The sequence below is a fragment of the Streptomyces sp. NPDC028907 genome (assembly GCF_055564995.1).
The window spans coordinates 141,116-166,467 of record NZ_JBVHVE010000003.1; the positions used below are offsets into that span (position 1 = coordinate 141,116).

Genomic DNA, 25,352 nt, shown 5'->3' on the forward strand with positions numbered 1-25,352 from the left:
TCCGACCTCCCGTCCGTCCTGCCATCCGCGCTCCCGTTCACCGTCCCGCCCGACCGCCACCGCGCAGGGACCACCCGCACCGAACCACCCGTGCCACCGCTCACCCGGTCGAGCCCCGAAGCCGTACTCACACCCACGCTCGTCCCGTCGGTCATGCCGCCCTCGCCTCTAGCAACGCGCCCTCCCAGAACTCCCGGCAGAACCGCGCCAGCGGCCCCCGCCCCGCCGCCCCCGGCGGTTCCTTGCTCTCGTGCGGTCGTGACAGACCTGACTCCAGGGGGACCTCGCCCACCAGCGGCAGCTCCAGCAGCCGGGCCACCTCACGGTCGTCGAGCCCCGGTGCGTACGGTCCGCGTACCGCCACCCGTAGATCCCGCAGGACCAACTGCACCGCGGAGGCCACCTGTCGAGCCGCCGCGACGGCGCGCAGTTCGGCGGGGACCACGAGGATGCCGACGTCGAGCTGGGCGAGGGCCTCCGCCACCCCGTCGTCGATACGGCGGGGCAGGTCGACGACGACTGTGCCGCCCCGGCGCCGGGCCGCTGCGAGCACCGCGCGCATCGCCTGTGGCGGGACCGCGACGCAGTCACCGCGATCCCAGCTCAGGACCCGCAGCGAGTGCAGCTTCGGCAGCGACTCCTCCAGGGCGCCGCTGCCGAGCCGCCCGCGCGAGCCGGCGAACGCGGGCCAGCGCAAACCGTCGGCCGCCTCGCCGCCGAGGAGTACGTCGAGTCCGCCGCCCAGCGGATCGCCGTCCACCAGCAGGGTGCGCAGCCCCTCCCGCGCGGCGGTCACGGCGAGGGCACACGCGAGCGTGGAGGCTCCGGCCCCGCCACGGCCGCCGATGACGCCCACGGTGAGGGCGGGCCGGCCGACGCCCTCGGCGACATCGGCGATACGGTCGACCAGCCACTGCTCGCCGTCGGGCAGCATCAGCACGTGGTCGGCGCCGATCTCGACGGCCCTGCGCCAGACCCCTGAGTCGTCCTGGTCCCGGCCGACGAGCACTACTCCGCGTCTGCGCGCGACCCCGCGCACGCGGCGTGCGGCGTCGTCGCCGACCAGAACGAGCGGCGCGGCCTCCCAGCTGCCCCTGGGTTCGGGCACTCCGTGGTGGACCTCGGGTGTGGCCCCGGCCGCCGCGCACAGGCGCAGCAGATCGTCGAGCAGTCCGGCGTCTTCCGTGACGATCAACGGCTTGCCCGGCCGCCCGGAGGCGGCGGGTGGATCGTGAGTGACGACTGCGGTCACGGTTTTCGTCCCCCTTCGCTGCATGACTCGCGCAGCCCTGCGGCCCCGCGATTCCCAAACATGTGAAGAACCGGCAACCGGCCTCCATATGAACGGCCGATACGAACCGGCCAAACACGCCCGACTAACCAGAACCGGCCATGAAGTCGGCCCTCGGCGGTGCGCGTTGGAATCACGGTGCAGCGAACCCGGAAATCGTGTGGATCTTGGTCGATAACTGTGGACAACTCGGCGGTTGTGAATATCGCCGTCACCCATACCGGTGACCCCCGCACCGACCCCTGTGCGACTTCCGCAGAGCAGCGCGACGACTACACACAGTCACGGATCATGGGCATGCCGAAAAGGCGGCCGCAGCCGCCTCGTCGCGACCCCGCGGCCGCGTTTGAATGAGGAAAACCCACCCGGACGTGCGACGACCCCCGCCGGGGGGGAGAGCGGGGGTCGTCTCCACGGCCGACTCGGGGGGGGAGGAGTCGGACCGGGTTAGCACGGTCGCGAACGATCCGTGACTTCCATGGTGTACCCGAGAGCCCTCTCAGGCAAACCCACGCGCCCACCTTACGCCGAATGGGCTGCGCCTATGCTCAGGGTCGTGGAAAACCACTCCTTGCCCCGCACAGCCGCCTTCTTTGACCTGGACAAGACGGTCATTGCGAAGTCGAGCACGCTCACGTTCAGCAAGTCCTTCTACCAAGGCGGTCTGATCAACCGCCGGGCCGCCTTGCGGACCGCATATGCCCAGTTCGTCTTCCGACTGGGCGGTATGGACCATGACCAGATGGAGCGCACACGCGAGTACCTCTCCGCGCTCGTCCGCGGCTGGAACGTCCAGCAGGTCAAGGAGATCGTCGCCGAGACGCTGCACGACCTGATCGACCCGATCATCTACGACGAGGCCGCCTCGCTCATCGAGGAGCACCACACAGCCGGCCGCGACGTGGTCATCGTCTCCACGTCGGGCGCCGAGGTGGTCGAGCCGATCGGCGAGCTGCTCGGCGCCGACCGCGTGGTGGCGACTCGCATGGTCGTGGGCGAAGACGGCTGCTTCACGGGCGAGGTGGAGTATTACGCCTACGGCCCGACGAAGGCCGAGGCGATCAAGGAGCTGGCCGCGTCCGAGGGTTACGACCTCTCCCGCTGCTACGCATACAGCGACTCGGCCACCGATCTGCCGATGCTTCAGTCCGTCGGCTATCCGCACGCCGTGAACCCCGATCGCGCGCTGCGTCGCGAGGCACTCACACGCGGATGGCCGATTCTCGACTTCCATCGCCCGGTCCGGCTCAAGCAGCGGCTTCCGTCGTTCTCCGTACCGCCGCGGCCCGCCCTTGTCGCGGCGGCCGCCATAGGAGCCGCCGCGGCCACCGCGGGACTCGTCTGGTACGCGAGCCGGCGCCGATCAGCGCTCGCCTGAACTGCGCTTATCGGATTCCACGCACCTCGGCCGGCATAGCGATGACCGTTTGTCTCCGATTTGCGACCAAAAGTAAAGAAGTGCAGCCAGGCCTTCCGCTTGGTTGGGTCCTGGAGTACAAAGGACTCAACGGCCCGCGAGACCAAGGACATCCGAGAGGATCACCTTTAATACGCATTTGGCCCCACGGACCGAGCATGAACATCGGGCACCCACGCGACGTCGACCCGTCGATTACGGGCCAGCCGCACCAGGTGACGGGCAAAGTTCCCGACCTGATGGGCAACATATCGAGGACGCTTGGTAACCCGGTGAACGTGCCAGCGGCGGTACGAACCCTCGTACCGCCGCAACTTGTATGAGCCCTCCCTCGCAGAGCCCCCACAGGGGGCTTTTCGCGCCTTACGCCTTTCGAACCCCTCGACGACGCCCCACGCGCGCGTGGATCACGCCGCGCCGCGCTGCAGCGCCTCGCACACGGCCGTCGACTCGCGCGCGCCAAGTTCGACCGCCTTGCCGCAGTGGGCGATCCAGGCGGCCATGCCTTCGGGGGTCCCGGAGACATAGCCGTCGAGCGCCGCCAGATAGGCCGCGCGCCCCAGTTCGGCGTGGCCGACCTCGGCCGCGCAGACGGACTTCGGGTCGAGGCCGCTGCCGACCAGCACGACACGCTCGGCCGTGCGTGCGATCAGACCGTTGTGCGAGGTGAAGGGGCGCAGCGCGAGGAGTTCGCCGTGCACGACCGCGGCCGTCACCAGCGCGGGCGCCGAACCACCGGCGATGATCAGCTCGGACAGCCCTTCCAGTCGGCCGTGCACCTCCGCCGCGCCCGGCAGCGGCAGCTCGACCAGCGGCTCGTCGACCGCCTCGCCCTCCTGACGCGGCCGTCCCACGCGGTCGTCGTCCTTGCCGGCTGCCGCCACGAGGTGCAGCCGGGCCAGCACCCGCAGGGGGGACTGCCGCCAGATGGACAGCAGTTGGCCCGCCTCGGCCGTCAGCCGCAGGGACGCGCCCATGACGCGTGCCTCGTCGTCACCGCTGAAATCGGTACGCCGACGCACCTCTTCGAGTGCCCAGTCGGCCCCGGACAGCGCGGCCGAGCCGCGCGCGCCGCGCAGGGCCGCCTCGGAGGTGATCGCGTTGCTGCGGCGCCGCATGATCCGGTGCCCGTACACCCGGTCCACGGCCTTGCGCACGGACTCCACGGACTCGGGGACTCCGGGCAGTGAACCGAGGGCCGCGAGCGGATCGGCGGCCGCGCCTGTCGTACTCATGAGTACGACACTACGCACCCCGGACCCGTACCCCACGATCGAGTGGCCTTCTTCACGCCCACCTGCCACGTACAGCTATCACGCGACTACGCTTCGTGAACATGAAAATTGGTTTCGTCGGAAAGGGCGGCAGCGGCAAGACGACCCTGTCCTCCCTGTTCATCCGCCACCTCGCGACGACCGGCGCGCCGGTCGTCGCCGTCGACGCCGACATCAACCAGCACCTGGGTGCCGCACTGGGCCTCGGCGACACCGAGGCCGCCGCGCTGCCCGCGATGGGCGAGCGGCTGTCTCTGATCAAGGAGTACCTGCGCGGCACCAATCCGCGGATCGACTCCGCCCGGACGATGATCAAGACGACGCCGCCCGGCGAGGGATCGCGACTGCTGCGGGTGTGCGAGAGCAATCCGGTGTACGACGCCTGCGCCCGGCCGGTGGAACTCGACGGCGGCGCCGTCCGTTTGATGGTCACCGGCCCCTTCACCGACTCCGATCTGGGGGTCGCCTGCTACCACTCCAAGACGGGGGCGGTGGAGCTGTTCCTGAACCACCTGGTGGACGGCCCCGACGAATACGTCGTGGTCGACATGACGGCGGGCTCGGACTCCTTCGCCTCCGGCATGTTCACCCGTTTCGACATCACGTTCCTCGTCGCCGAGCCGACCCGGAAGGGGGTCTCCGTCTATCGCCAGTACAAGGAGTACGCCTGCGACTTCGGCGTCATCCTGAAGGTCGTCGGCAACAAGGTGCAGGGCCGGGACGACCTCGACTTCCTCCGCGCCGAGGTCGGGGACGACCTGCTGGTGACCATCGGGCACTCGGACTGGGTGCGCTCCATGGAGAAGGGCCGCCCGCCCCGGTTCGAGCTCCTGGAGGACGCCAACGAGCTCGCCCTGCGACGGCTGCGCACGGCCGTGGACGCGACGTACGAACTGCGCGACTGGGAGCGCTACACCCGCCAGATGGTGCACTTCCACCTGAAGAACGCCGGGTCCTGGGGAAACGAGCGCACCGGGGCCGACCTGACGGAGCAGATCGACCCCGGGTTCGTACTGGGCGAGAGCGCCATCGCCTGTCCGGGCGACAACTCCCGCCTGACTCCTACTGCTTGACGGCCGGTGCCCCGGGCACGCCCTTCGGGGCCGGGGCCGGGCCGGCCGACAGGAAGGACGCCCAGCCCTCCTTCGGGGCCTCGCCGACCCCCAGAGTGCGCAGCTTCTTCAAGGTCGCCGGGTCCTGGGCGTCCAGCCAGTCGGCGAGCTGGCGGAAGGAGACGCAGCGCACGTCGGGCTTGTTGCAGACAGCTTCGACGACGTCCTCGACGGCGCGCATGTAGGTGCCGCCGTTCCAGGACTCGAAGTGGTTGCCGATGATCAGGGGCGCGCGGTTGCCGTCGTAGGCCCGCCGGAAGCCCGCGAGCAGACCGTCCCGCATCTGGTCGCCCCAGAAGTCGTGCTTGGCGGGATCCCCCTGGGTCGTGGTGCCCGACTGGTTGACCATGAAGTTGTAGTCCATGGTCAGCTGCTCGTAGGAGTGCCCGGGGAAGGGCACGAGCTGCATCGACAGGTCCCACAGGCCCCCCTTCTTCGCCGGCCACAGCTGGTTGTTGACGCCGCTGGAGTCATAGCGGAAGCCCAGCTGGCGCGCGGCCTTCATGAAGTTCTTGCGGCCCTCCAGACAGGGGGTGCGGGCGCCGATGAGTTCCTTGTCGTAGTCGAAGGGCAGGGGGGCCGCCTTCGTCATGCCGGTGGTGCTCTTCCAGGACTTCACGAACTTCTTCGCCTGGGTGATCTCGTCCTTCCATTCCTCCACCGACCATTCGCCGACTCCGCCTTTGCCGCAGAAATGGCCGTTGAAATGCGTACCGATCTCGTTGCCCTCGAGCCACGCGAGGCGCAGTTGCCTCACGGTGGCGGCGATGCCCTCCTCGTCGTTGAAGCCGATGTCGGAACGGCCCGGGGAGTGCTGGGGCGGCCGGTACAGATCGCGTTTGTGGTTCGGCAGCATGTACACGCCGCTGAGGAAGTACGTCATCGTCGCGTTGTTCGCCTTGGCGACCGCACGGAAATGGGAGAACAGCTTCTGGCTGTCCTCACCGGCGCCGTCCCAGGAGAACACCACGAACTGCGGTGGCTTCTGACCTGGCTTCAGGCGCTCGGGTCTGGGCAGATGCGGCTGCGCCCCGGTATAAGCGGTGGATCCGTCGCCGATCAGCCGCACCACGCTCTGCGGTGCCGGTGCCGCCGGCTTCGCCTTCTCCGGCCCCGGCACCCCCTGCCGGGCATCGTCGCCGGTCGAGCATCCGGCGAGCGATGCGGCACAGACCGCCGCGACCGCAGTGCCGGCGGCGATCCGGTGCGCCGGGGCAATCCTGTGGGGGGTGATCCGCCGCGTCTCGGCGGCCCTGTGCCTCACGGCAGCCCGGTGCGTCGCGGCGGTCATGCGGGGGGCGGCGTTCCTGCGGGTGGCGGCCATGTCCGTCCACCTTCTTCCTTCTCTCGGGAGCCGACAGCGCCGCCAAGGTCGCATGAGACCGAGAAGGAATTAGTACGACAAGCCGACTAATCAACCACTTCACCCTTCAGGGGGATTTATTAGTCCATTTGCTCGGAAAAACTATTCCTGCCCTTTACTCTGCATTACGGTCTGTTTACCGACTGTTGATGCATCCCGCCGCTGCATGCCGTGACCACACGGCCGCGACCCGACCCCTCGCCCGAGAGCGGGGGACCACCAGATCCGCGACCGCGCTGCCCCGGAGGAGACGGGAAGACATGTCAGCCTTCGTTCCCACCCGCGCCGACGAACCGAGTCGAGAGAAGCGCATCCACGAACCCCACAGCCCACCGCCGACCCGACCCCGCCGACCCCGCGTCGAGAGCGCCGACCTGTCGGCCTCGATCGCGGTCTTCCTGATCGCACTCCCCCTGTCCCTGGGCATCGCCCTCGCCACCGGCGCGCCCCTCCAGGCCGGCCTCGTCGCAGCCGCCGTCGGAGGACTCGTCGTCGGCTATCTCGGCGGCACCCCGCTCCAGGTCAGCGGCCCCGCCGCCGGCCTCACGGTCGTCACCGCCGAGCTCATCCACCAATACGGATGGCGTACGACCTGCGCCATCACGGTCCTCGCGGGCATCGCCCAACTGGGCCTCGGCTTCGTGCGCGTGGCACGCGGCGCGCTCGCCGTCAGCCCCGCCATCGTGCACGGCATGCTCGCCGGCATCGGCGTCACCATCGCCGTGGCCCAGCTGCACATCGTCCTCGGCGGCACCCCGCACAGCTCGGTCCTGGACAACATGCGCGAGCTGCCCGCCCAGCTGGCCGGCGTGCACCCGGCCGCCCTGTCGGTCAGCCTCCTGACCCTGGCCCTGCTGCTGATCTGGCCCCGGCTGCCCGGCCGCCCCGGCCTGTTCCTGCGCAAGGTTCCGGCCCCGCTCGTCGCCGTCGCCGGCGCCAGCACCACCGCATCCCTCGCCGGGCTCAGCCTGCCCAAGGTCGACCTGCCCTCGTGGAGCAGCCACGCGCTGGCCACGCTGCCCGAGGGCCCGGTGCTCGGCCTCGTAGCCGCCGTACTGACGATCACGCTGGTGTGCAGCGTGCAGTCGCTGCTCGGCGCGGTCGCCGTGGACAAGCTGGTCGCCACCCGACCCGAGCTGTCCGCCCGCGTCGGACGCTCCGACCTGGACCGCGAGTTGCTCGGCCAGGGCGCCGCCAACGTCGTCTCCGGCATGCTCGGCGGGCTGCCCGTCGCCGGGGTGGCCGTACGCAGTTCGGCGAATGTGCAAGCCGGTGCCGTCAGCCGGAACTCCACGATGCTGCACGGCGTTCTCGTAGTAGTCGCCGCGCTGCTGATGGTCCCGATCCTGGAGCTCATCCCGCTCGCCTCGCTCGCCGCCCTGGTGATGGCCGTCGGCATCCAGATGGTGTCCCTGCACCACATCCGCACGGTGACCCGCCACCGAGAAGTGCTGGTGTACGCCATCACGACCCTCGGCGTGGTGTTCTTCGGCGTCCTGGAAGGAGTGACGCTGGGGATCGCCATGGCCGTCGCTGTGGCCCTGCACCGGCTCACCCGCACCCGGATCACCCATGACGAGAAGGAAGGAGTCCATCACGTACGTGTACGAGGGCAGTTGACGTTCCTCGCGGTGCCGCGGCTCAGCCGGGCCCTGCATCTCGTACCCCAAGGCGCCCACGCCGTCGTGGAGTTGGACGGATCGTTCATGGACCACGCGGCGTACGAGTCACTGCAGGACTGGCAGAACACACAGAACGCGCACGGCGGCACCGTCGAGCTGATCGGCCGCAGGGCCGGGGTCAGGATCGGCGAGCCGACAGGGCCGGTCGGCCTCCACCTCGACACGGAGACGGCCACGGCCGACGCGGCCGACTGCCGTTGCCACCCCTGGACGCCCTGGCGCAACCACCAGTGCGAGATCCCGGACTCCGTCGCATCCGGCGCCGGGCACCCCGGGGCAACGCCCGCGACCGGGTCCGACGGCACGGTCACGGCCGACGGAGGCGGGGCCCTGAGCACTGCCGACGCTGCCGACGTCACGGGCATCTCCGACAGCACCGGTGAACCCGACACGGCCGGCGGCACCGAAGGACCCACCGGGTCCGGCCGATCCGGCGAAGGCTCTGTCGACGGGTCCAGCGGCACCGACGGCACCGACGGAAGTCGGCCGAGCGGACACCAACTGGCCCGGGGCATCAGCGCGTTCCAGCGCAACACCGCGCCCTTGGTGCGGGGCGAGCTGGCGCGGCTGGCTCGCGAGGGACAGCAGCCCTCCCAGCTGTTCCTCACCTGCGCGGACTCCCGGGTGGTCACGTCGATGATCACCTCCAGTGGCCCCGGTGACCTGTTCGTGGTGCGCAACGTGGGCAACCTCGTGCCGCTGCCCGGCCAGGAGAGCGGGGACGACTCGGTGGCGGCCGCGATCGAGTACGCGGTCGACGTCCTGGAGGTGCGGTCCATCACCGTGTGCGGGCACTCCGGGTGCGGGGCGATGCAGACCCTGCTCGGCTCCGAACCGGACGGCACGCAGACCCCGCTCAGAAGGTGGCTGCGACACGCGCACCCGAGCCTGGAGCGGTTGTCCGACGAGAGCCGGCCGTGGGCCAGGCTCGCCGGGCGCGCACCCGCCGACGCGGTCGAGCAGCTCTGCCTGACCAACGTCGTCCAGCAACTGGAGCATCTGCGCGCCCACGAGTCGGTGGCCCGAGCACTGCGGGAGGGGGCGCTGGAGTTGCACGGGATGTACTTCCACGTGGGCGAGGCGCAGTCGTATCTGCTCGCCGAGGAGGGCGGGGACGACGACGTGTTCGATCACGTGGGGGTGGCGGACCTGTCGGCCTGACGTCCAGAGAGCGAGCGCGGCCCCGTTCGGTGCGGGGCCGCGCTTCCCGTGGCGGCGACGCGCCTGGCAGGGGCTGGAATGTGAAAGGGATTACAGAGCTGAACCGCGTCCGTCCGGCGTCCGTGGGAACGGATGACCCCGGCGCCGAAAGAACCTCCGGGCCACCCCCGGGCCAACCCCCGGCCCAACCCCGCCGACAGGTCTAAACCAATTTTCCGTCGACCCTTGTCATCGGACCCCCGGGTCTGATGAGCTGTGGCCTGGGACACAACGGACACCCTGGGAAAGGGAGATGTCGTGAGCAACGAAAGCCTGGCCAACCTGTTGCGCGAGGAGCGCAGGTTCGCGCCGCCCGCCGACCTGGCCGCGAACGCCAACGTCACCGCGGAGGCGTATGAACAGGCCAAGGCTGACAGGCTCGGCTTCTGGGCCGAGCAGGCCCGCCGGCTGACCTGGGCCAAGGAGCCGACTCAGACGCTGGACTGGTCGAACCCGCCGTTCGCGAAGTGGTTCGAGGACGGCGAGCTGAACGTCGCGTACAACTGCGTGGACCGGCATGTGGAGGCCGGGCACGGCGACCGCGTCGCCATCCACTTCGAGGGCGAGCCCGGCGACAGCCGCGCCCTCACCTACGCCGAGCTCAAGGACGAGGTCTCCAAGGCCGCCAACGCCCTGCTGGAGCTGGGCGTTCAAAAGGGCGACCGGGTCGCCGTCTACATGCCGATGATCCCCGAGACGGCGGTCGCGATGCTGGCCTGTGCCCGCATCGGCGCCGCGCACTCCGTCGTCTTCGGCGGCTTCTCGGCGGACGCCCTCGCCACCCGGATCCAGGACGCGGACGCCAAGGTCGTCATCACCTCCGACGGCGGCTACCGGCGCGGCAAGCCGTCCGCGCTCAAGCCGGCCGTGGACGAGGCGATCGGCAAGGTGGACAACGTCGAGCACGTGCTCGTCGTCCGCCGCACCGGCCAGGACGTCGCCTGGGACGACAGCCGTGACGTGTGGTGGCACGAGATCGTCGAGCGGCAGTCCGCCGAGCACACCCCCGAGGCATTCAACGCCGAGCAGCCGCTCTTCATCCTCTACACCTCCGGGACGACGGGTAAGCCGAAGGGCATCCTGCACACCTCCGGCGGCTACCTCACCCAGACCGCCTACACCCACCACGCCGTCTTCGACCTCAAGCCGGAGACGGACGTGTACTGGTGCACGGCCGACGTCGGCTGGGTCACCGGGCACTCGTACATCGTGTACGGGCCGCTGGCGAACGGCGCGACGCAGGTGATGTACGAGGGCACGCCGGACACGCCGCACCAGGGCCGGTTCTGGGAGATCGTGCAGAAGTACGGGGTGACGATCCTGTACACGGCACCGACCGCCATCCGTACGTTCATGAAGTGGGGCGACGACATCCCCGCGAAGTTCGACCTCAGCAGCCTGCGGGTGCTGGGTTCGGTGGGCGAGCCGATCAACCCCGAGGCCTGGATCTGGTACCGCAAGCACATCGGCGCCGACAAGACGCCCGTCGTGGACACCTGGTGGCAGACCGAGACCGGCGCGATGATGATCACACCGCTGCCGGGAGTCACCGCGACCAAGCCCGGTTCCGCGCAGACCCCGCTGCCCGGTATCTCCGCGACCGTCGTCGACGACGAGGCGAACGAGGTCCCGAACGGCGGTGGCGGCTACCTGGTCCTGACCGAGCCGTGGCCGTCGATGCTGCGCACCATCTGGGGCGACGACCAGCGGTTCATCGACACGTACTGGTCGCGGTTCGAGGGCAAGTACTTCGCCGGTGACGGGGCGAAGAAGGACGACGACGGGGACATCTGGCTCCTCGGGCGCGTCGACGACGTCATGCTCGTCTCGGGCCACAACATCTCCACCACGGAGGTCGAGTCGGCCCTGGTCTCCCACCCGTCCGTCGCCGAGGCGGCGGTCGTCGGTGCCGCCGACGAGACGACCGGTCAGGCCATCGTCGCCTTCGTCATCCTGCGCGGCACGGCGAACGCCGACGACGAGAACCTCATCGCCGACCTGCGAGGCCACGTCGGCGCCACCCTCGGCCCGATCGCCAAGCCGAAGCGGATCCTGCCGGTGGCCGAGCTGCCGAAGACCCGCTCCGGCAAGATCATGCGCCGTCTGCTGCGCGACGTCGCCGAGAACCGCCAGCTCGGCGACGTGACGACGCTGACCGACTCGACCGTCATGGACCTCATCCAGGCGAAGCTCCCGGCGGCGCCCAGCGAGGACTGAGCCCGGCCGAAAGCCGAGCACAGCTGACGACCGCATACGGCCGGCCGACGACTGAGTACGGCCACCGAGGGCACCCGGCGACAAACGCGCCGGGTGCCCTTCGCGTACGTACGGTGGACCTCAAGGGGGCTCGACGGATGCACCACGGCGCACCCTTAGGTAAGCTAACCAAAACAGTCTCGATCTCAGGTGCGCCGGGAAGTCTGGTCGGCATGTGTTCCGTCCTGCCCACCGACCGGAGGTCTTCCCCGTGACCGCGCCCCGCAGCAGCACCCCCGTCCGCAAGCTCTTCGGACGGCTGTCCCTCCCCGAGCGGAACTTCGTCGCGGAGGCGCTGCGCACCGAGACCGTCGGCGGTGTACTGCTGCTCGTCGCCGCGATCACCGCGCTGGTCTGGGCGAACGTCCCCGCGCTGCACGACAGCTACGAGAGCGTCGGCCACTATCACCTCGGCCCCGAGGCCCTCGGCCTGAACCTCTCCGTCGAGCACTGGGCCGCCGACGGGCTCCTCGCGATCTTCTTCTTCGTCGCCGGGATCGAGCTCAAGCGGGAACTGGTCGCCGGCGATCTCAAGGACCCCAAGGCGGCCGTACTGCCGGTCGTGGCCGCCTTGTGCGGCATGGCCGTGCCCGCGCTCGTCTACACGCTCACCAATGTCACCGGCGGCGGCTCACTGGCGGGCTGGGCCGTCCCGACCGCCACCGACATCGCCTTCGCGCTCGCCGTGCTCGCCGTCATCGGCACTTCACTGCCGAGCGCTCTGCGCGCGTTCCTGCTCACGCTGGCCGTCGTCGACGACCTCTTCGCGATTCTGATCATCGCGATCTTCTTCACCGAGCAGATCGACTTCGCGGCGCTCGGCGGTGCCGTCGTCGGCCTCGCCGTCTTCTGGCTGCTGCTGAGGAAGGGCGTACGCGGGTGGTACGTCTACGTCCCGCTCGCCCTCGTCATCTGGGGGCTGATGTACAACAGCGGCATCCACGCCACCATCGCGGGCGTGGCGATGGGTCTGATGCTGCGCTGCACCCGGCACGAGGACGAGGAGCACTCTCCCGGCGAGCGCATCGAGCACCTCGTACGGCCCCTCTCGGCGGGCCTGGCCGTACCGCTGTTCGCGCTGTTCAGCGCCGGTGTGGCGGTCTCCGGCAGTTCGCTCGGCGGGGTGTTCACCCAGCCGGAGACGCTAGGCGTCGTACTCGGGCTCGTGGTCGGCAAGACGATCGGCATCTTCGGTGGCACCTGGCTGGCGGCACGTTTCACCAGGGCCTCGCTCAGTGACGATCTGAAGTGGGCCGACGTGTTCGCCGTGTCCACCCTCGCCGGCATCGGCTTCACCGTCTCGCTGCTCATCGACGAGCTCGCCTTCAAGGGCGACGCGGCCCTCACCGACGCGGTCAAGGCCGCCGTACTCGTGGGCTCCTTCATCGCGGCGGTGCTCGCGACGGTGCTGCTGAAGATACGGAACGCCAAGTACCGCCGGTTGTGGGAGGCCGAGGAGCGCGACGAGGACGCGGACGGCATTCCGGACATCTACGAGGAGGACGATCCGGAGTACCACCTGCGGATGGCCGCCATCCTCGAACGCAAGGCCGCCGAGCACCGCCGTATCGCCGAGGAGAAGGCCGCCGCACGCCACAGGCTTGCCGAAGTGGCGGGCGGGGCAGGCGAGGAGGAGCATCGTCGGGCATGATCTGACGGGACGGTACAAAAGACGGAACCGTACGCAGTCAGGCAGAAGACGGAACCGTATCTACGAGGGAGACCGCGATGAGCGCACCCGACGGCAGCCCGGTCGGCGCCGAACGCAGCATCGGCCAGCTGTTCGCGTCGGCGACGACCGAGATGTCGGCGCTGGTGCACGACGAGATCGCACTGGCGAAGGCTCAGCTCAAGCAGGACGTCAAGCGCGGCGCGACGAGCGGCGGCGCGTTCATGGTGGCCGGCGGGTTGCTGTTGTTCTCCCTGCCGATGCTGAACTTCGCCCTCGCGTACGGCATTCGGACCTGGAGCGACTGGAACCTGGCGCTCTGCTTCCTGCTGTCCTTCGCGGCGAACGTCCTCATCGCCCTCGTCCTCGCGCTGATCGGCGTCGTCTTCGCCAAGAAGGCCAAGAAGAGCAAGGGCCCGCAGAAGGTCGCCGCCTCGGTGAAGGAGACGGCGGGCGTCCTGCAGAAGGCCAAGCCGCATCCGCGTCCGGCCCCGGTGACGGCACCGGAGCTGGAGGACCGGGCACCCGCGGCCATCGAGGCTGTGGCACGCTCGTCGTCATGACGGATCCCGCCACCCCCTCGGCGCAACCTGCCTCGGTCGTACGACTGGACGTCCCCGGCGGGAAAGAGGTGACCCATCGGGACGTGGCCGCCAACGGTGCGCGCTTCCACATCGCGGAGATGGGTGACGGCCCGCTGGTGCTGCTCCTGCACGGCTTCCCCCAGTTCTGGTGGACCTGGCGGCATCAGCTCGTCGCCCTCTCCGACGCCGGGTTCCGGGCCGTGGCGATGGATCTCAGGGGCGTCGGCGGCAGCGACCGGACGCCGCGCGGTTACGACCCCGCCAACCTCGCTCTCGACATCACCGGCGTGATCCGCTCACTCGGCGAGCCCGACGCCGCGCTGGTCGGCCACGACCTGGGCGGATATCTGGCGTGGACGGCGGCCGTGATGCGCCCCAAGCTGGTACGGCGGCTCGCGGTCGCGTCCATGCCGCACCCCCGGCGCTGGCGTTCGGCGATGCTCTCGGACGTCAAGCAGACGAGTGCGAGTTCCTACATCTGGGGGTTCCAGCGCCCCTGGATCCCCGAGCGGCAGCTGACCGCCGACGACGGCGCGCTCGTCGCCCGGCTGATCCGGGACTGGTCCGGCCCCCGCCTGCCCGACGACGAGGCGGTGGAGACGTACCGCCGTGCGATCTGCATCCCGTCGACGGCGCACTGCTCCATCGAGCCGTACCGCTGGATGGTCCGCTCCCTGGCCCGACCCGACGGCATCCAGTTCAACCGCCGTATGAAGCGGCCGGTGCGCGTGCCGACCCTTCACCTGCACGGCTCACTCGACCCCGTGATGCGCACCCGCAGCGCGGCCGGCTCCGGCGAGTACGTCGAAGCACCGTACCGCTGGCGGCTGTTCGACGGCCTCGGGCACTTCCCGCACGAGGAAGACCCGGTCGCTTTCTCCACCGAACTGATCAATTGGCTGAAAGATCCCGAACCCGATCGGTGACCGCGTCGATGCGCCCGGTATCCGGATCTGAACACGTGTCCTACGAACAGCCAATTGCCTGGCGCATAGGCCAATTGGGGGCCCTGGGGGCGGTTATCGACCTTGGGGCAGGGGCAGACGTCGGGGTATGGGCTGGACGCACGACTACAGTGACGCAGCACGCAATCGACGCTCGGCCGGAGGCCTGAGCTCCCACCAACGAGGCAGCGCCCCGCAGATGCCGGGCTCGGACCTGCGGGTGGGCATTCCGCGCATCCTGCGCCGCCGGGCCCGCTGGGTCTCGGTACGGCTGCGCCACCCGCGCGGCTGAGCTCGACCGACCGTCAGAGCGCGCAGCTGTCGCTGTCCACCTGCTGGTTGGCGGTACGCCCCTTGACGATGTCCTCCTGGATCTCGTCCGCGGTGAGCGCGTAGCCGGTGTTGGCGTCGTCGAGGGACTTGGCGAAGACCACGCCGTACACCTTGCCCTCGGGCGTGAGCAGCGGACCGCCGGAGTTGCCCTGGCGGACGGTCGCGTACAGCGAGTAGACGTCGCGGCGCACGGTGCCGCGGTGGTAGATGTCCGGACCGTTGGCCGGCAGCCGCCCCCGCACCCGCGCGGCCCGCACGTCGTACGCCCCGTTCTCCGGGAAGCCCGCGATGATCGCGCCGTCGCCGCTCTCGGCGTCGGTCGCCGTGAACTGCAGGGCGGGCGCGCGCAAGTCCGGCACGTCGAGCACGGCGATGTCGCGCTCCCAGTCGTAGAGGACGACGGTCGCGTCGTACTTCCTGCCCTCGCCGCCGATCTGGACGGTGGGTTCGTCGACACCGCCGACGACATGCGCGTTGGTCATGACGCGACGGTCGGCGAAGACGAAGCCGGTGCCCTCCAGGACCTTGCCGCAACTCGGCGCCGTTCCCATGACCTTGACGATGGATCGCTGGGCGCGGGTGGCCACCGGGCTGCCCGCCAGGGCCGGGTCGGGTGGCTGGACCTCGTTGATCGGCTCGTTCGAGAACGGGCTGAAGACCTGCGGGAAACCGTTCTGCGCGAGCACGGAGGAGAAGTCCGCGAACCAGGTGTCGGCCTGGTCGGGCAGCGCCCGCGAGACACCGAGCAGCACCTTGGAGTTGCGGACCTCCTTGCCGAGCGTCGGCAGCGTCGTCCCGGCGAGGGCGGAGCCGATCAGCCAGGCGACGAGGAGCATCGCGACGACGTTGACGAGGGCGCCGCCGGTGGCGTCCAGGGCGCGGGCCGGGGACCAGGTGATGTACCGGCGCAGCTTGTTGCCGAGATGGGTGGTCAGCGCCTGACCGACCGAGGCACACACGATGACGACAACGACCGCGACGACGGCCGCCGTCGTGCTCACCTCGGCGTTGTCGGTCAACGCGTCCCAGATGACCGGGAGGAGGTACACGGCCACGAGGCCGCCGCCCAGAAAGCCGATCACCGACAGGATGCCGACGACGAAGCCCTGGCGGTAGCCCACGATCGCGAACCACACGGCTGCGACCAGCAACAGGATGTCCAGCACATTCACGGCAGACACCCTGTCATGACCGCCAGTCGAGCGGGACCTGCTTCCCCCGGTCCCAAGGCCGCTCCCAACCCGAGAAATGGAGCAAACGGTCGATGATCCCGGCGGTGAAGCCCCACACAAGCGCCGATTCGACCAGAAATGCCGGACCTCGGTGACCGCTCGGATGGACCGTCGTGGCGCGGTTGTCCGGATTCGTGAGATCCGCCACGGGGACGGTGAAGACGCGTGCCGTCTCGTTCGGATCGACGACGTCGACCGGGCTCGGCTCGCGCCACCAGCCCAGAACGGGCGTGACGACAAAACCGCTGACCGGGATGTACAGCTTGGGCAGCACGCCGAAGAGCTGGACGCCGCTCGGGTCGAGCCCGGTCTCCTCCTCGGCCTCCCGCAGCGCGGCCCGCAACGGCCCGTCGCCCTGCGGGTCGCCGTCCTCGGGGTCGAGGGCACCGCCCGGAAACGACGGCTGACCGGCATGGGACCGCAGCGAACTGGCCCGCTCCATCAGCAGCAGCTCGGGCCCGCCCGCACCCTCACCGAAAAGGATCAGCACGGCGGACTGCCGCCCCGCGCCGTCCTCCGGTGGCAGAAACCGGCTCAGCTGCAGCGGCTCGACCGTCTCGACCACCCGCACCACCGGGTCCAGCCAGTCCGGCAGCCCGTCCTTGCTCAGTACCACCGGCCCGTCCTGCGTCTCACTCGCCCGCGTCATCGCCACCCCCGTCGTCCTGCCCGGTCCAACGCCCGACGCCACCTGGATCGTTCCGCCCCCCACTCTCCGATCATCCGGCCCCCAGCGGCGGAGCCGCCTTGCCACCCGCGTCCAGGTAGGCCTTCGGCGGATTGAGCCGCTGACCGGGGAAGCCGCCCTTCTCGTACTTGAGGAGCTTCTTCGCCTTCTCCGGGTCCGTCTCGCCTTCGCCGTACGCCGGGCAGAGCGGCGCGATGGGGCAGGCGCCGCAGGCGGGCTTGCGGGCGTGGCAGATACGGCGGCCGTGCCAGATCACATGGTGCGAGAGGTCCGTCCAGTCGCTCTTCGGGAAGAGCGCGCCGATCTCGGCCTCGATCTTGTCGGGGTCCGTCTGCCCGGTCCACTGCCAGCGCCGCACGAGTCGCTGGAAATGCGTGTCCACGGTGATCCCGGGCCGGCCGAAGGCGTTGCCGAGCACGACGAAGGCGGTCTTGCGCCCGACACCGGGCAGCTTGACCAGGTCCTCAAGCCGCCCCGGAACCTCCCCGCCATGGTTCTCGACCAGCGCTTTCGACAGTCCCATGACCGACTTGGTCTTGGCCCGGAAGAACCCGCACGGACGGAGGATCTCCTCGACCTCCTCCGGATCGGCGACGGCCAGGTCCTCGGGGGTCGGGTACTTGGCGAAGAGCGCCGGGGTCGTCTGGTTGACCCGCAGATCGGTGGTCTGGGCGGACAGCACCGTGGCGACCAGCAGCTGGAACGGGTTGTCGAAGTCCAGTTCGGGGTGGGCGTACGGATAGATCTCGGCGAGCTCGCGATTGATCCGCCGGGCACGACGGACGAGAGCGGTGCGGGACTCACCCGCAGGGGGCTTGGCGGCGACGGTTTTGACGGCAGAGGCACCCTTCACCGAGGCGGCGGCCTTCTCGGGCGCGATGACAGGCTTCTTCTTGATCGCCTTCTTCGCGCTCACCTTCTTCACCGCCGATTTCTCGCCACCAGCAGCCACCGCACCGACCTCACTCTTCGTCGCTTTCGTCCCTTTCCTGCCACCACCAGGGCCCTGTTCGCCCACAGCGGAATCCCGACGTACAACCACCCGCCCAGCCCCCTTGGCCTGTGCTCTCACCGGCGATTTGGACACTCGGCCAGCCTAAAGCCCGACACTGACATCCGCCCCGGACCCTGAAGATCGGCCCCCAATTGGACCCCTGCCGCTTACCTCGGGACACCTGTGCGGCATCCTTGTGACAGATCACACTGTTTGGACCGTCCGGCAAAATGGGGAGCACGGTCCCCTGGTACGCAGGGGAAAGATCCCCTGAGCAGGTCGACAAGGAGAGAACTCGTGGACGACCCTCTGCGGCGCAATCCGCTCTTCGCGGCTCTCGACGACGAGCAGTCCGCGGAACTGCGCGCCTCCATGAGTGAGGTGACCCTCGCCCGTGGCGACTCGCTGTTCCACGAGGGCGACCCCGGCGACCGGCTCTACGTGGTCACCGAGGGCAAGGTCAAGCTCCACCGCACGTCTCCCGACGGCCGCGAGAACATGCTCGCCGTCGTCGGCCCCGGCGAGCTCATCGGCGAGCTGTCCCTGTTCGACCCGGGCCCGCGCACGGCGACCGCCACCGCGCTGACCGAGGTCAAGCTGCTCGGCCTCGGCCACGGCGACCTCCAGCCCTGGCTGAACGTCCGCCCCGAGGTGGCCACCGCCCTCCTGCGCGCCGTGGCCCGCCGACTGCGCCGCACCAACGACGCGATGTCCGACCTCGTCTTCTCGGACGTCCCCGGCCGCGTGGCCCGCGCACTCCTGGACCTCTCGCGCCGCTTCGGCGTGCAGTCCGAGGAAGGCATCCACGTGGTCCACGACCTCACGCAGGAAGAGCTGGCCCAGCTGGTCGGCGCCTCCCGCGAGACGGTCAACAAGGCCCTGGCGGACTTCGCCCAGCGCGGCTGGCTCCGCCTGGAGGCCCGAGCGGTGATCCTCCTGGACGTGGAACGCCTGGCCAAGCGCTCGCGCTAGCCACACACGCCCCCGGGGCCCCACCTCACCACGAGGCGGGGCCCCTCGCGTTTACCCACCAGACCGCCCCACGGCGCGTCAGCCGCGTACCGCCCCGCCCCCACTCCGCGCCCAAGGCGCTACGCGAACCCCCACCGAACCCCAACGGGCCGCCGCAGGCATCCCACCCCCACCACCCCGACGCACAGACCACCCCTCGAACATCCACGCACCAGGAGATAGCCTCCGCCCATGGCAAACGGGCAGTGGTACCCACCGGAATGGCCGGACCGCATCCGCGCACTGGCGGACGGAAGCCTCACCCCCGTAGCCCCGAAACGAGCGTCCACAGTCATGCTGCTCAGGGACGCCGAACCCGGCACAGCCACCGACGCCGGCCCCGCGGTCCACATGCTCCGCCGCCGAGCATCCATGGCCTTCGCGGGCGGCGCCTACGCCTACCCCGGCGGCGGCGTGGACCCCCGCGACGAGCACCCGATCCGCTGGGCGGGCCCCACGCGCGCGTGGTGGTCGGAACGGCTCGGCGTCGACGAGGCGACAGCCCAGGCGATCGTCTGCGCGGCCGTGCGCGAGACGTACGAGGAGGCAGGTGTCCTGCTCGCCGGGCCCACCCCCGACTCCGTCGTGGGCGACACGACCGGCGAGGACTGGGAGGCCGACCGCGCCGCCCTGGTCACCCGGGACCTGTCGTTCGCCGAGTTCCTGGACCGCCGGGGCCTGGCCCTGCGCTCCGACCTCCTGGGCGCCTGGACCCGCTGGATCACCCCGGAGTTCGAACCCCGCCGCTACGACACATGGTTCTTCGTCGCCGCCCTCCCGAAGGGCCAGCGCACCCGCAACGCCTCGACGGAGGCCGACCGCACGGTGTGGATCCGCCCCGCGGACGCCGCCGCCTCGTACGACAAGGGCGAGCTGCTGATGATGCCGCCCACCATCGCGACGCTCCGTCAGCTGACCCCGTACGACAGCGCCGCCCAGGCCCTCGCAGCCGCCCCCGCCCGCGACCTCACCCCTGTCCTGGCCCAGGCCCGCCTGGAGGACGGCGAGATCGTGCTCTCCTGGCCCGGCCACGACGAGTTCACCAAGCACGTCCCGACCGACGGAGCCTCGGCATGACGGCGCCCAAGACTCCCGCACGACCTACAGCCCTGAGCCCGAACCCGAACCCGGACCCGGACTTGGACCCGGACCTGGACCTGGACCTGGAAGGCCCCCTCGCATGACGGACGCAGCAGCCCTCCCCGGCCAGCCGCGAGGCGCGGTCCTCTCCGGCCCCGCCACCCCCCGCGCCGTCAACGTCCTCGCGCCCAACCCCTCCGCGATGACCCTGGACGGCACCAACACCTGGCTCCTGTCCGAGCCGGACTCCGACCTGGCGGTGGTCGTCGACCCCGGCCCGCTGGACGAGGGGCATCTGCGCAACGTCGTAGCGACGGCCGAGCAGGCCGGCAAGCGCATCGCCCTGACCCTGCTCACCCACGGCCACCCGGACCACGCCGAGGGCGCCGTACGCTTCGCCGAACTGACCGGCACACGTGTGCGTGCCCTCGACCCGGCGCTGCGGCTCGGCGACGAAGGGCTGGCCGCCGGGAACGTGATCAGTGTCGGCGGACTGGAGCTGCGGGTCGTACCGACGCCCGGCCACACCGCCGACTCGCTCTGCTTCCACGTCCCGGCGGACCGGGCCGTGGTGACCGGCGACACGATCCTGGGCCGCGGCACGACGGTCGTGGCGCATCCCGACGGCCGCCTCGGCGACTACCTGGACTCGCTGCGGCGGCTCAGGTCCCTCACGGTCGACGACGGCGTCCACACCGTCCTCCCGGGCCACGGCCCCGTCCTGGAGGACGCCCAGGGCGCCGTCGAGTTCTATCTCGCCCACCGCGCCCACCGCCTCGCCCAGGTAGAGACGGCCGTGGAGGACGGCTACGGCTCACCGGCCGAGGTGGTCGCCCACGTGTACGCGGACGTGGACCGCTCCCTGTGGCCGGCGGCCGAGCTGTCCGTACGGGCACAGTTGGACTACCTGGAGGAGCACGGGCTCATCTAGGGCCGGACGCGGGCCCATCAGGCGACAGCACCGGACAGACTGCAGCTCCACGGCTTCGGCCGCCGGCACGCGACGACCGGTCACCACGAGCGGACACCACGTCCGACACCCGGCGACCGGCACCCGACGACCGCACCGCCGAAGGCCTACGCCCCCGTCAGCTCCACCTGAACCTCGACCTCCACCGGCGCGTCCAACGGCAGCACGGCGACGCCCACCGCGCTGCGCGCGTGCACGCCCTTGTCGCCGAGGACCTCAGCAAGGAGCTCGCTGGCGCCGTTGATGACACCCGGCTGCCCCGTGAAGTCGGAGGCCGACGCCACGAAGCCCACGACCTTCACCACGCGCGCGATGCGGTCCAGATCGCCGGCCACCGACTTCACGGCGGCGAGAGCGTTGAGGGCACAGATACGGGCGAGGTCCTTGGCCTCCTCGGCGGTGACCTCGGCGCCGACCTTGCCGATGACCGGAAGCTTGCCCTCCACCATCGGCAGCTGCCCGGCGGTGTACACGTACACCCCCGACTGGACGGCCGGCTGGTACGCGGCCAGCGGAGGGACGACCTCCGGAAGCGTCAGGCCCAGCTCGACGAGTTTCGCCTCGACCGCGCTCACGCCTGCTTCTCCCGCTTCAGGTAGGCCACGAGCTGCTCGGGGTTGTTCGGCCCGGGCACGACCTGGACGAGCTCCCAGCCGTCCTCGCCCCAGGTGTCCAGAATCTGCTTCGTGGCGTGGACGAGCAGCGGCACGGTTGCGTATTCCCAAGAACGATGGCGAGAATCAGCCATGATGACACCCCAGGTGGTGAGCGGTATGAACTTGCACTGCGCAGGATACGGGCGGCAGTCCTACGGACGGCTCAACGGCAGCGAAGCAAGCCCGACAGCCCAGCGCGAAGCCAACTCCGCCCGGTTCGACACGTTCGCCGCTGAGGCTGCGCGCCAGGGTCGTGAGGCTGTCTGGTGTGGCCACTATGAGGACGTCGGTATCTCCGCGTACAGCGGGACCGAGCGCCCCGATTTCGAACGCCTGCTGCGGGATTGCCGCATGGGCCGGATCAACGTCCTCATCATCTACAACATCAGCCGCCTTTCCCGGCTCGAACCGCGTGACGCTATCCCGATCGTCAATGAGCTCATGTCGCTGGGGGTAACGCTCGTCTCTGTCGCTGAAGGCGTGTTCCGTCCCGGCGAAGTGATGGACTTGATCCACCTGATTTTCAGGCTCGATGCCGCCTATCAGGAGTCCAAGAACAAGAGCACGGCCGTCCGCGACACTGCTGCGCTGGCTCGCTCCCTGGGTGGTTACGTGGGTGGTAAGGCGCCTTACGGCCGTCGACTGAAGCAAGAGACCCGAGCTGCGGACAGCGGCAAGCCTGTAGCCATTCAGACGCTCGTAACGCAGCCCGATGAGGCAGCAGTTATCCAGCGCATCGTTAAGGCTCTGATCGCCGGTAAAGACTCCGTTCACTCGATGTGCGCGACGCTGAACGCGGAGGGTGTGGCCACGTTGGGCGCATCGCGCGGCAAAAAGACAGCGGGTAGTGCATGGCACCCCAAGACGCTGATCCGGATGCTTCGGCACCCGCACCTTGCTGGTTTCGACGCTGAGGCGGTCTACGACGCTAACGGGCGCGTAACCGGTCACCGTGTCCGCCGTGACGCTGAGGGCAAGCCAGCGCGCGTATGGGACCCGATCCTTAGCGATGCTGATTGGTACGCCCTGCAAGACTGGCTGGACGCGCGGACGGTCCGAATGAACGCACACAGGACTACGGCGCTGCTGTCGTCCCAAGGAATCCTCGTCTGCGCATGCGGATGTTCTAAGAGCGCGAACAATGCAGCGCGCCCTAGCTACTTCTGCAATCGCCCAGCGGGAAAGCCGGTAGACCCGAACAAGCCCGGCGACCATGAAGGGCGGAGCTACATCAGCCGCACGGCTCTTGATGACTACGTGGTCCGCCGGATTTTCGGGCTGATCTCTGCTGCGGAGTGGGATGCGGAATCGCGGGAAATCCTCGTTCGCGTGGCTGCTCACTACGCCGAGGTAAACGAGACGCCCGAGACAGCGCAGGAGCGGCAAACGGTGCTGCATGACCGCGCTGATGCGTTGCTTGCCCTGCGGCAGCTCTACGACGACGCCGACTTGTACCGGGGCGATGAAATCGGCCGTGCTCGCTGGCAGGAAGACATCAAGACTCAGCAATCCCGCGTAGGCGCCGCAGACCGACGACTTGAGGAGCTCGGCCAGGCTGGTTCGCTGGATCTTCCGATCCTCGCGTGGACCGAGTCCGACAACGGCGACCCGATGGGCCCCGGTTCCTGGTGGGAGTCGACCAGCCTCGCCCAGCGCCGTGAATTCGTCGCGCTGTTCGTCAAGCGCATTGTTGTGCGGAAGGCACTGCCCAGCGAGAAGAGCCGGGGAAACAAGGCGGGTGCCGTTATTGATGGGCGAGTGACCATCGAGTGGGTGTAGGCGCCCCACCTAACTAAGCCACTGCGGGAAGCACCGCAGGAATCATGGCAGCGCTCCGGCCACATCTTGGCGGAAGTACCGGAGCGCTGTCCTTCTCATCACAGAAGGCAGGATCAATGTACCTCCAGCACGAGCAGAGCGTTCACGCGACTGTCACGGCAGCACGAGCACAGCGGCAGGCGGCCGAACGCCACCGCGCGCAAGAGGCGGACCAGTGGGCCAGCGATGAGGCGGCGAAGTGCCGCGCTGATGAGATATCGGAGCTGTGCGCCATTCTCGACGCGCTCTATGCCGCTGTACGGGCCGGGGACCGCACGATACGTACGCGGGATCGGATACGGCGATGGGAAGCTGTGGTAGGTGCCCTCCAGGGCGACGTGGCGGCATTGTCGCGGTAGCCAGCAGCGGATCACGAGGGTCGTCCTGGGGAAACCCGGGGCGGCCCCTTTGCTGTGCGTTCTCGTTATACGTATTACTCCTACATGCTCACGTGAGTGGGTTGCGCACATCTGATGCAGTGTCAGGACTTGCTGACTGCATGTCATATGTGGCCTTGATCACGCCCCATTGCCCGATTGTGTCGTTGGTCACAGCAGGCGCGCTACAGCAGGAGAGGCGGTTTTACACAGTCGCCGAAAAACACAAGCCTCTGACCAGCAATAATGTAGAGATGTAAGTTTCACACAACATTCTTGTATCCAACCCCCGCATATAGGGCCGATACCGAGGTGTAAGCCGAGTTCTGCACTTTTACACACTGCGCTCCGGCCCTTCCCGCTGTGCCGCTCCGCCTGCTGACGCCCGCTCCGCCCGCTGTACCCCTCAGAAGCTCTCAGCGCCCCTCTGGCAGCCTTTGGGGGCGCTCTGGTGTCCTGGCCCGGAGACGGCCCCTGAGAGGCTCTAAGGGACCTTTCTGGCCGTTCTGGCGTGCCACGCGTTCGAGGCACTTCGCGTTCAGCGGGCCTCCGGCAGCGAGGGCGGAGTGCCACCGACTCACTCTCTCCTTTACGTAGGCGTTTTCGGCTGCCGCGCACTCCGCTTGGTAACCGACTCGCTTACTGATAGGCGAGCGCACTTCGGTGCCTCACAGCGGGACCGCGACAGCGAAGCCATGGGCGACGCTTTCCCCGCTCACTCAGTCTCCCTCGCACGCAGGGATGGGCATTGCCCTAACGCGCGTGCAACGACAAGGGCCTCCGGGTGCTGGTCGAGTCTCTAAACAGCGTGTCGCGGCGCTGTGCAGAGTCTCCCAGCCCCGGAGGCCTTTTTTTTGTTATCCGCGACAAGGAGACTCATGGCCGAATACAAGAACGCCCACAACGCGGTGAGGCGCCGTTTCGGGCCCGCTTCGCTGTATGTGTGCACGTGGTGTGGGATCAAGGCCACCCATTGGGCCTACACGCATAGTTCAGCGGATGAGCGGTGCGAGCCCGGTAAGGGACCGTACTCGCTCGATGTGCGGGGCTATCAGCCGATGTGCGTCCGCTGCCATAAGGCGCTTGACGGCCTGATTCGCCGTAAGGCTCCGGTACAGCATTTCGCCAACGCCGCCGTTGCAGCCTATAAGCGCCGACCGTTCCTGCTGAAGATCATTTCGCAGCTTCAGGCTGCCGGAGATCAGCGCGATTATGTGCGGCACTCCGGGCACCAAATCGACGTATGGGAGCGACCGGAAAGCGCGCCCCGACCCGCTGAGGAGACCGAATGAACACGCCTGCCGCAATGCCCGGGGCGCGCCTTACCCCCGCTGGAGCCGTGGCCAAGCTAATCACCGACTTGGCCGATATTGCAGACGATGGCTCCAGCGTGGATTTGGA

General features: G+C 69.0%; 21 protein-coding genes. 13 read left to right on the top strand and 8 right to left on the bottom strand.

Annotation, left to right across the window (positions count from 1 at the left end):
* Positions 1–151 precede the first annotated feature (151 nt).
* Entirely contained in the window at positions 152–1,276 is a 1,125-nt protein-coding gene (gene ssd / locus ACZ4UU_RS09615; RefSeq protein WP_468038126.1) for a septum site-determining protein Ssd, read from the bottom strand.
* A gap of 559 nt (positions 1,277–1,835) precedes the next feature.
* On the opposite strand from ssd, the gene ACZ4UU_RS09620 reads away from it, so the two are divergent.
* Positions 1,836–2,669: an HAD family hydrolase gene (locus ACZ4UU_RS09620; RefSeq protein WP_468038128.1), complete on the top strand. Its 834-nt coding sequence runs from the start codon at positions 1,836–1,838 to the stop codon at positions 2,667–2,669.
* A gap of 446 nt (positions 2,670–3,115) precedes the next feature.
* Here the strand turns inward: ACZ4UU_RS09620 and ACZ4UU_RS09625 are convergent, their stop codons facing one another.
* Complete coding sequence (locus tag ACZ4UU_RS09625) at positions 3,116–3,943, bottom strand: Fic family protein (RefSeq protein WP_468038129.1); 828 nt, start codon at positions 3,941–3,943, stop codon at positions 3,116–3,118.
* 101 nt (positions 3,944–4,044) lie between these two features.
* On the opposite strand from ACZ4UU_RS09625, the gene ACZ4UU_RS09630 reads away from it, so the two are divergent.
* Positions 4,045–5,055: an ATP-binding protein gene (locus ACZ4UU_RS09630; protein WP_468038131.1), complete on the top strand. Its 1,011-nt coding sequence runs from the start codon at positions 4,045–4,047 to the stop codon at positions 5,053–5,055.
* Here ACZ4UU_RS09630 and ACZ4UU_RS09635 read toward each other — a convergent pair.
* On the bottom strand, positions 5,045–6,313 hold the full coding sequence (locus ACZ4UU_RS09635) for a polysaccharide deacetylase family protein (protein ID WP_468039170.1): 1,269 nt from the start codon (positions 6,311–6,313) through the stop codon (positions 5,045–5,047). The genes ACZ4UU_RS09630 and ACZ4UU_RS09635 overlap by 11 nt on opposite strands.
* Before the next feature lie 404 nt (positions 6,314–6,717).
* On the opposite strand from ACZ4UU_RS09635, the gene ACZ4UU_RS09640 reads away from it, so the two are divergent.
* From ACZ4UU_RS09640 to ACZ4UU_RS09665, 6 genes are all read left to right on the top strand, one after another.
* Entirely contained in the window at positions 6,718–9,300 is a 2,583-nt protein-coding gene (locus ACZ4UU_RS09640) for a bifunctional SulP family inorganic anion transporter/carbonic anhydrase (protein ID WP_468038133.1), read from the top strand.
* Between the two features lie 297 nt (positions 9,301–9,597).
* Positions 9,598–11,556 carry an acetate--CoA ligase gene (acs, locus tag ACZ4UU_RS09645; RefSeq protein ID WP_468038135.1) on the top strand — a complete coding sequence of 653 codons (1,959 nt, stop codon included), beginning with the start codon at positions 9,598–9,600 and terminating at the stop codon, positions 11,554–11,556.
* Between the two features lie 250 nt (positions 11,557–11,806).
* On the top strand, positions 11,807–13,246 hold the full coding sequence (nhaA, locus tag ACZ4UU_RS09650) for a Na+/H+ antiporter NhaA (RefSeq protein ID WP_468038137.1): 1,440 nt from the start codon (positions 11,807–11,809) through the stop codon (positions 13,244–13,246).
* Positions 13,247–13,323: 77 nt separating this feature from the next.
* Positions 13,324–13,827 carry a phage holin family protein gene (locus ACZ4UU_RS09655; protein ID WP_468038139.1) on the top strand — a complete coding sequence of 168 codons (504 nt, stop codon included), beginning with the start codon at positions 13,324–13,326 and terminating at the stop codon, positions 13,825–13,827.
* On the top strand, positions 13,824–14,774 hold the full coding sequence (locus ACZ4UU_RS09660; RefSeq protein ID WP_030046013.1) for an alpha/beta fold hydrolase: 951 nt from the start codon (positions 13,824–13,826) through the stop codon (positions 14,772–14,774). Before ACZ4UU_RS09655 ends, ACZ4UU_RS09660 begins: the two co-directional genes overlap by 4 nt.
* A gap of 127 nt (positions 14,775–14,901) precedes the next feature.
* Complete coding sequence (locus tag ACZ4UU_RS09665; protein ID WP_078662374.1) at positions 14,902–15,084, top strand: hypothetical protein; 183 nt, start codon at positions 14,902–14,904, stop codon at positions 15,082–15,084.
* A gap of 13 nt (positions 15,085–15,097) precedes the next feature.
* Here the strand turns inward: ACZ4UU_RS09665 and ACZ4UU_RS09670 are convergent, their stop codons facing one another.
* From ACZ4UU_RS09670 to nth, 3 genes are all read right to left on the bottom strand, one after another.
* Positions 15,098–16,297, bottom strand: a complete 1,200-nt coding sequence (locus ACZ4UU_RS09670) for a MarP family serine protease (protein WP_468038142.1) — start codon at positions 16,295–16,297, stop codon at positions 15,098–15,100.
* Between the two features lie 13 nt (positions 16,298–16,310).
* A complete protein-coding gene (locus ACZ4UU_RS09675) occupies positions 16,311–17,006 on the bottom strand; it encodes an NUDIX hydrolase (protein WP_468038144.1) in 696 nt (231 codons plus the stop codon).
* A gap of 70 nt (positions 17,007–17,076) precedes the next feature.
* Positions 17,077–18,132 carry an endonuclease III gene (nth, locus tag ACZ4UU_RS09680; RefSeq protein ID WP_468038146.1) on the bottom strand — a complete coding sequence of 352 codons (1,056 nt, stop codon included), beginning with the start codon at positions 18,130–18,132 and terminating at the stop codon, positions 17,077–17,079.
* A gap of 204 nt (positions 18,133–18,336) precedes the next feature.
* Between nth and ACZ4UU_RS09685 the strand changes: the two genes are divergently transcribed.
* From ACZ4UU_RS09685 to ACZ4UU_RS09695, 3 genes are all read left to right on the top strand, one after another.
* Positions 18,337–19,011, top strand: coding sequence for a Crp/Fnr family transcriptional regulator (locus ACZ4UU_RS09685; RefSeq protein WP_468038148.1), 675 nt, complete (start codon positions 18,337–18,339; stop codon positions 19,009–19,011).
* A gap of 231 nt (positions 19,012–19,242) precedes the next feature.
* Positions 19,243–20,127: an NUDIX hydrolase gene (locus ACZ4UU_RS09690; RefSeq protein WP_468038150.1), complete on the top strand. Its 885-nt coding sequence runs from the start codon at positions 19,243–19,245 to the stop codon at positions 20,125–20,127.
* Between the two features lie 103 nt (positions 20,128–20,230).
* The gene (locus ACZ4UU_RS09695) at positions 20,231–21,061 is read left to right on the top strand and encodes an MBL fold metallo-hydrolase (protein ID WP_468038152.1); all 831 of its coding nucleotides are present in this window, start codon (positions 20,231–20,233) and stop codon (positions 21,059–21,061) included.
* A 146-nt stretch (positions 21,062–21,207) separates the two neighbouring features.
* On the opposite strand, the gene ACZ4UU_RS09700 is transcribed toward ACZ4UU_RS09695, so the two are convergent.
* Together ACZ4UU_RS09700 and ACZ4UU_RS09705 are read right to left on the bottom strand one after the other, a co-directional pair.
* Entirely contained in the window at positions 21,208–21,675 is a 468-nt protein-coding gene (locus ACZ4UU_RS09700; RefSeq protein ID WP_468038154.1) for a RidA family protein, read from the bottom strand.
* Entirely contained in the window at positions 21,672–21,848 is a 177-nt protein-coding gene (locus ACZ4UU_RS09705) for a DUF4177 domain-containing protein (RefSeq protein WP_359401980.1), read from the bottom strand. Before ACZ4UU_RS09705 ends, ACZ4UU_RS09700 begins: the two co-directional genes overlap by 4 nt.
* Between ACZ4UU_RS09705 and ACZ4UU_RS09710 the strand changes: the two genes are divergently transcribed.
* Complete coding sequence (locus tag ACZ4UU_RS09710) at positions 21,847–23,535, top strand: recombinase family protein (RefSeq protein ID WP_468038156.1); 1,689 nt, start codon at positions 21,847–21,849, stop codon at positions 23,533–23,535. The two genes, ACZ4UU_RS09705 and ACZ4UU_RS09710, sit on opposite strands and share 2 nt — an antisense overlap.
* Before the next feature lie 1,294 nt (positions 23,536–24,829).
* The gene (locus tag ACZ4UU_RS09715) at positions 24,830–25,243 is read left to right on the top strand and encodes a hypothetical protein (protein WP_468038158.1); all 414 of its coding nucleotides are present in this window, start codon (positions 24,830–24,832) and stop codon (positions 25,241–25,243) included.
* Positions 25,244–25,352 lie beyond the last annotated feature (109 nt).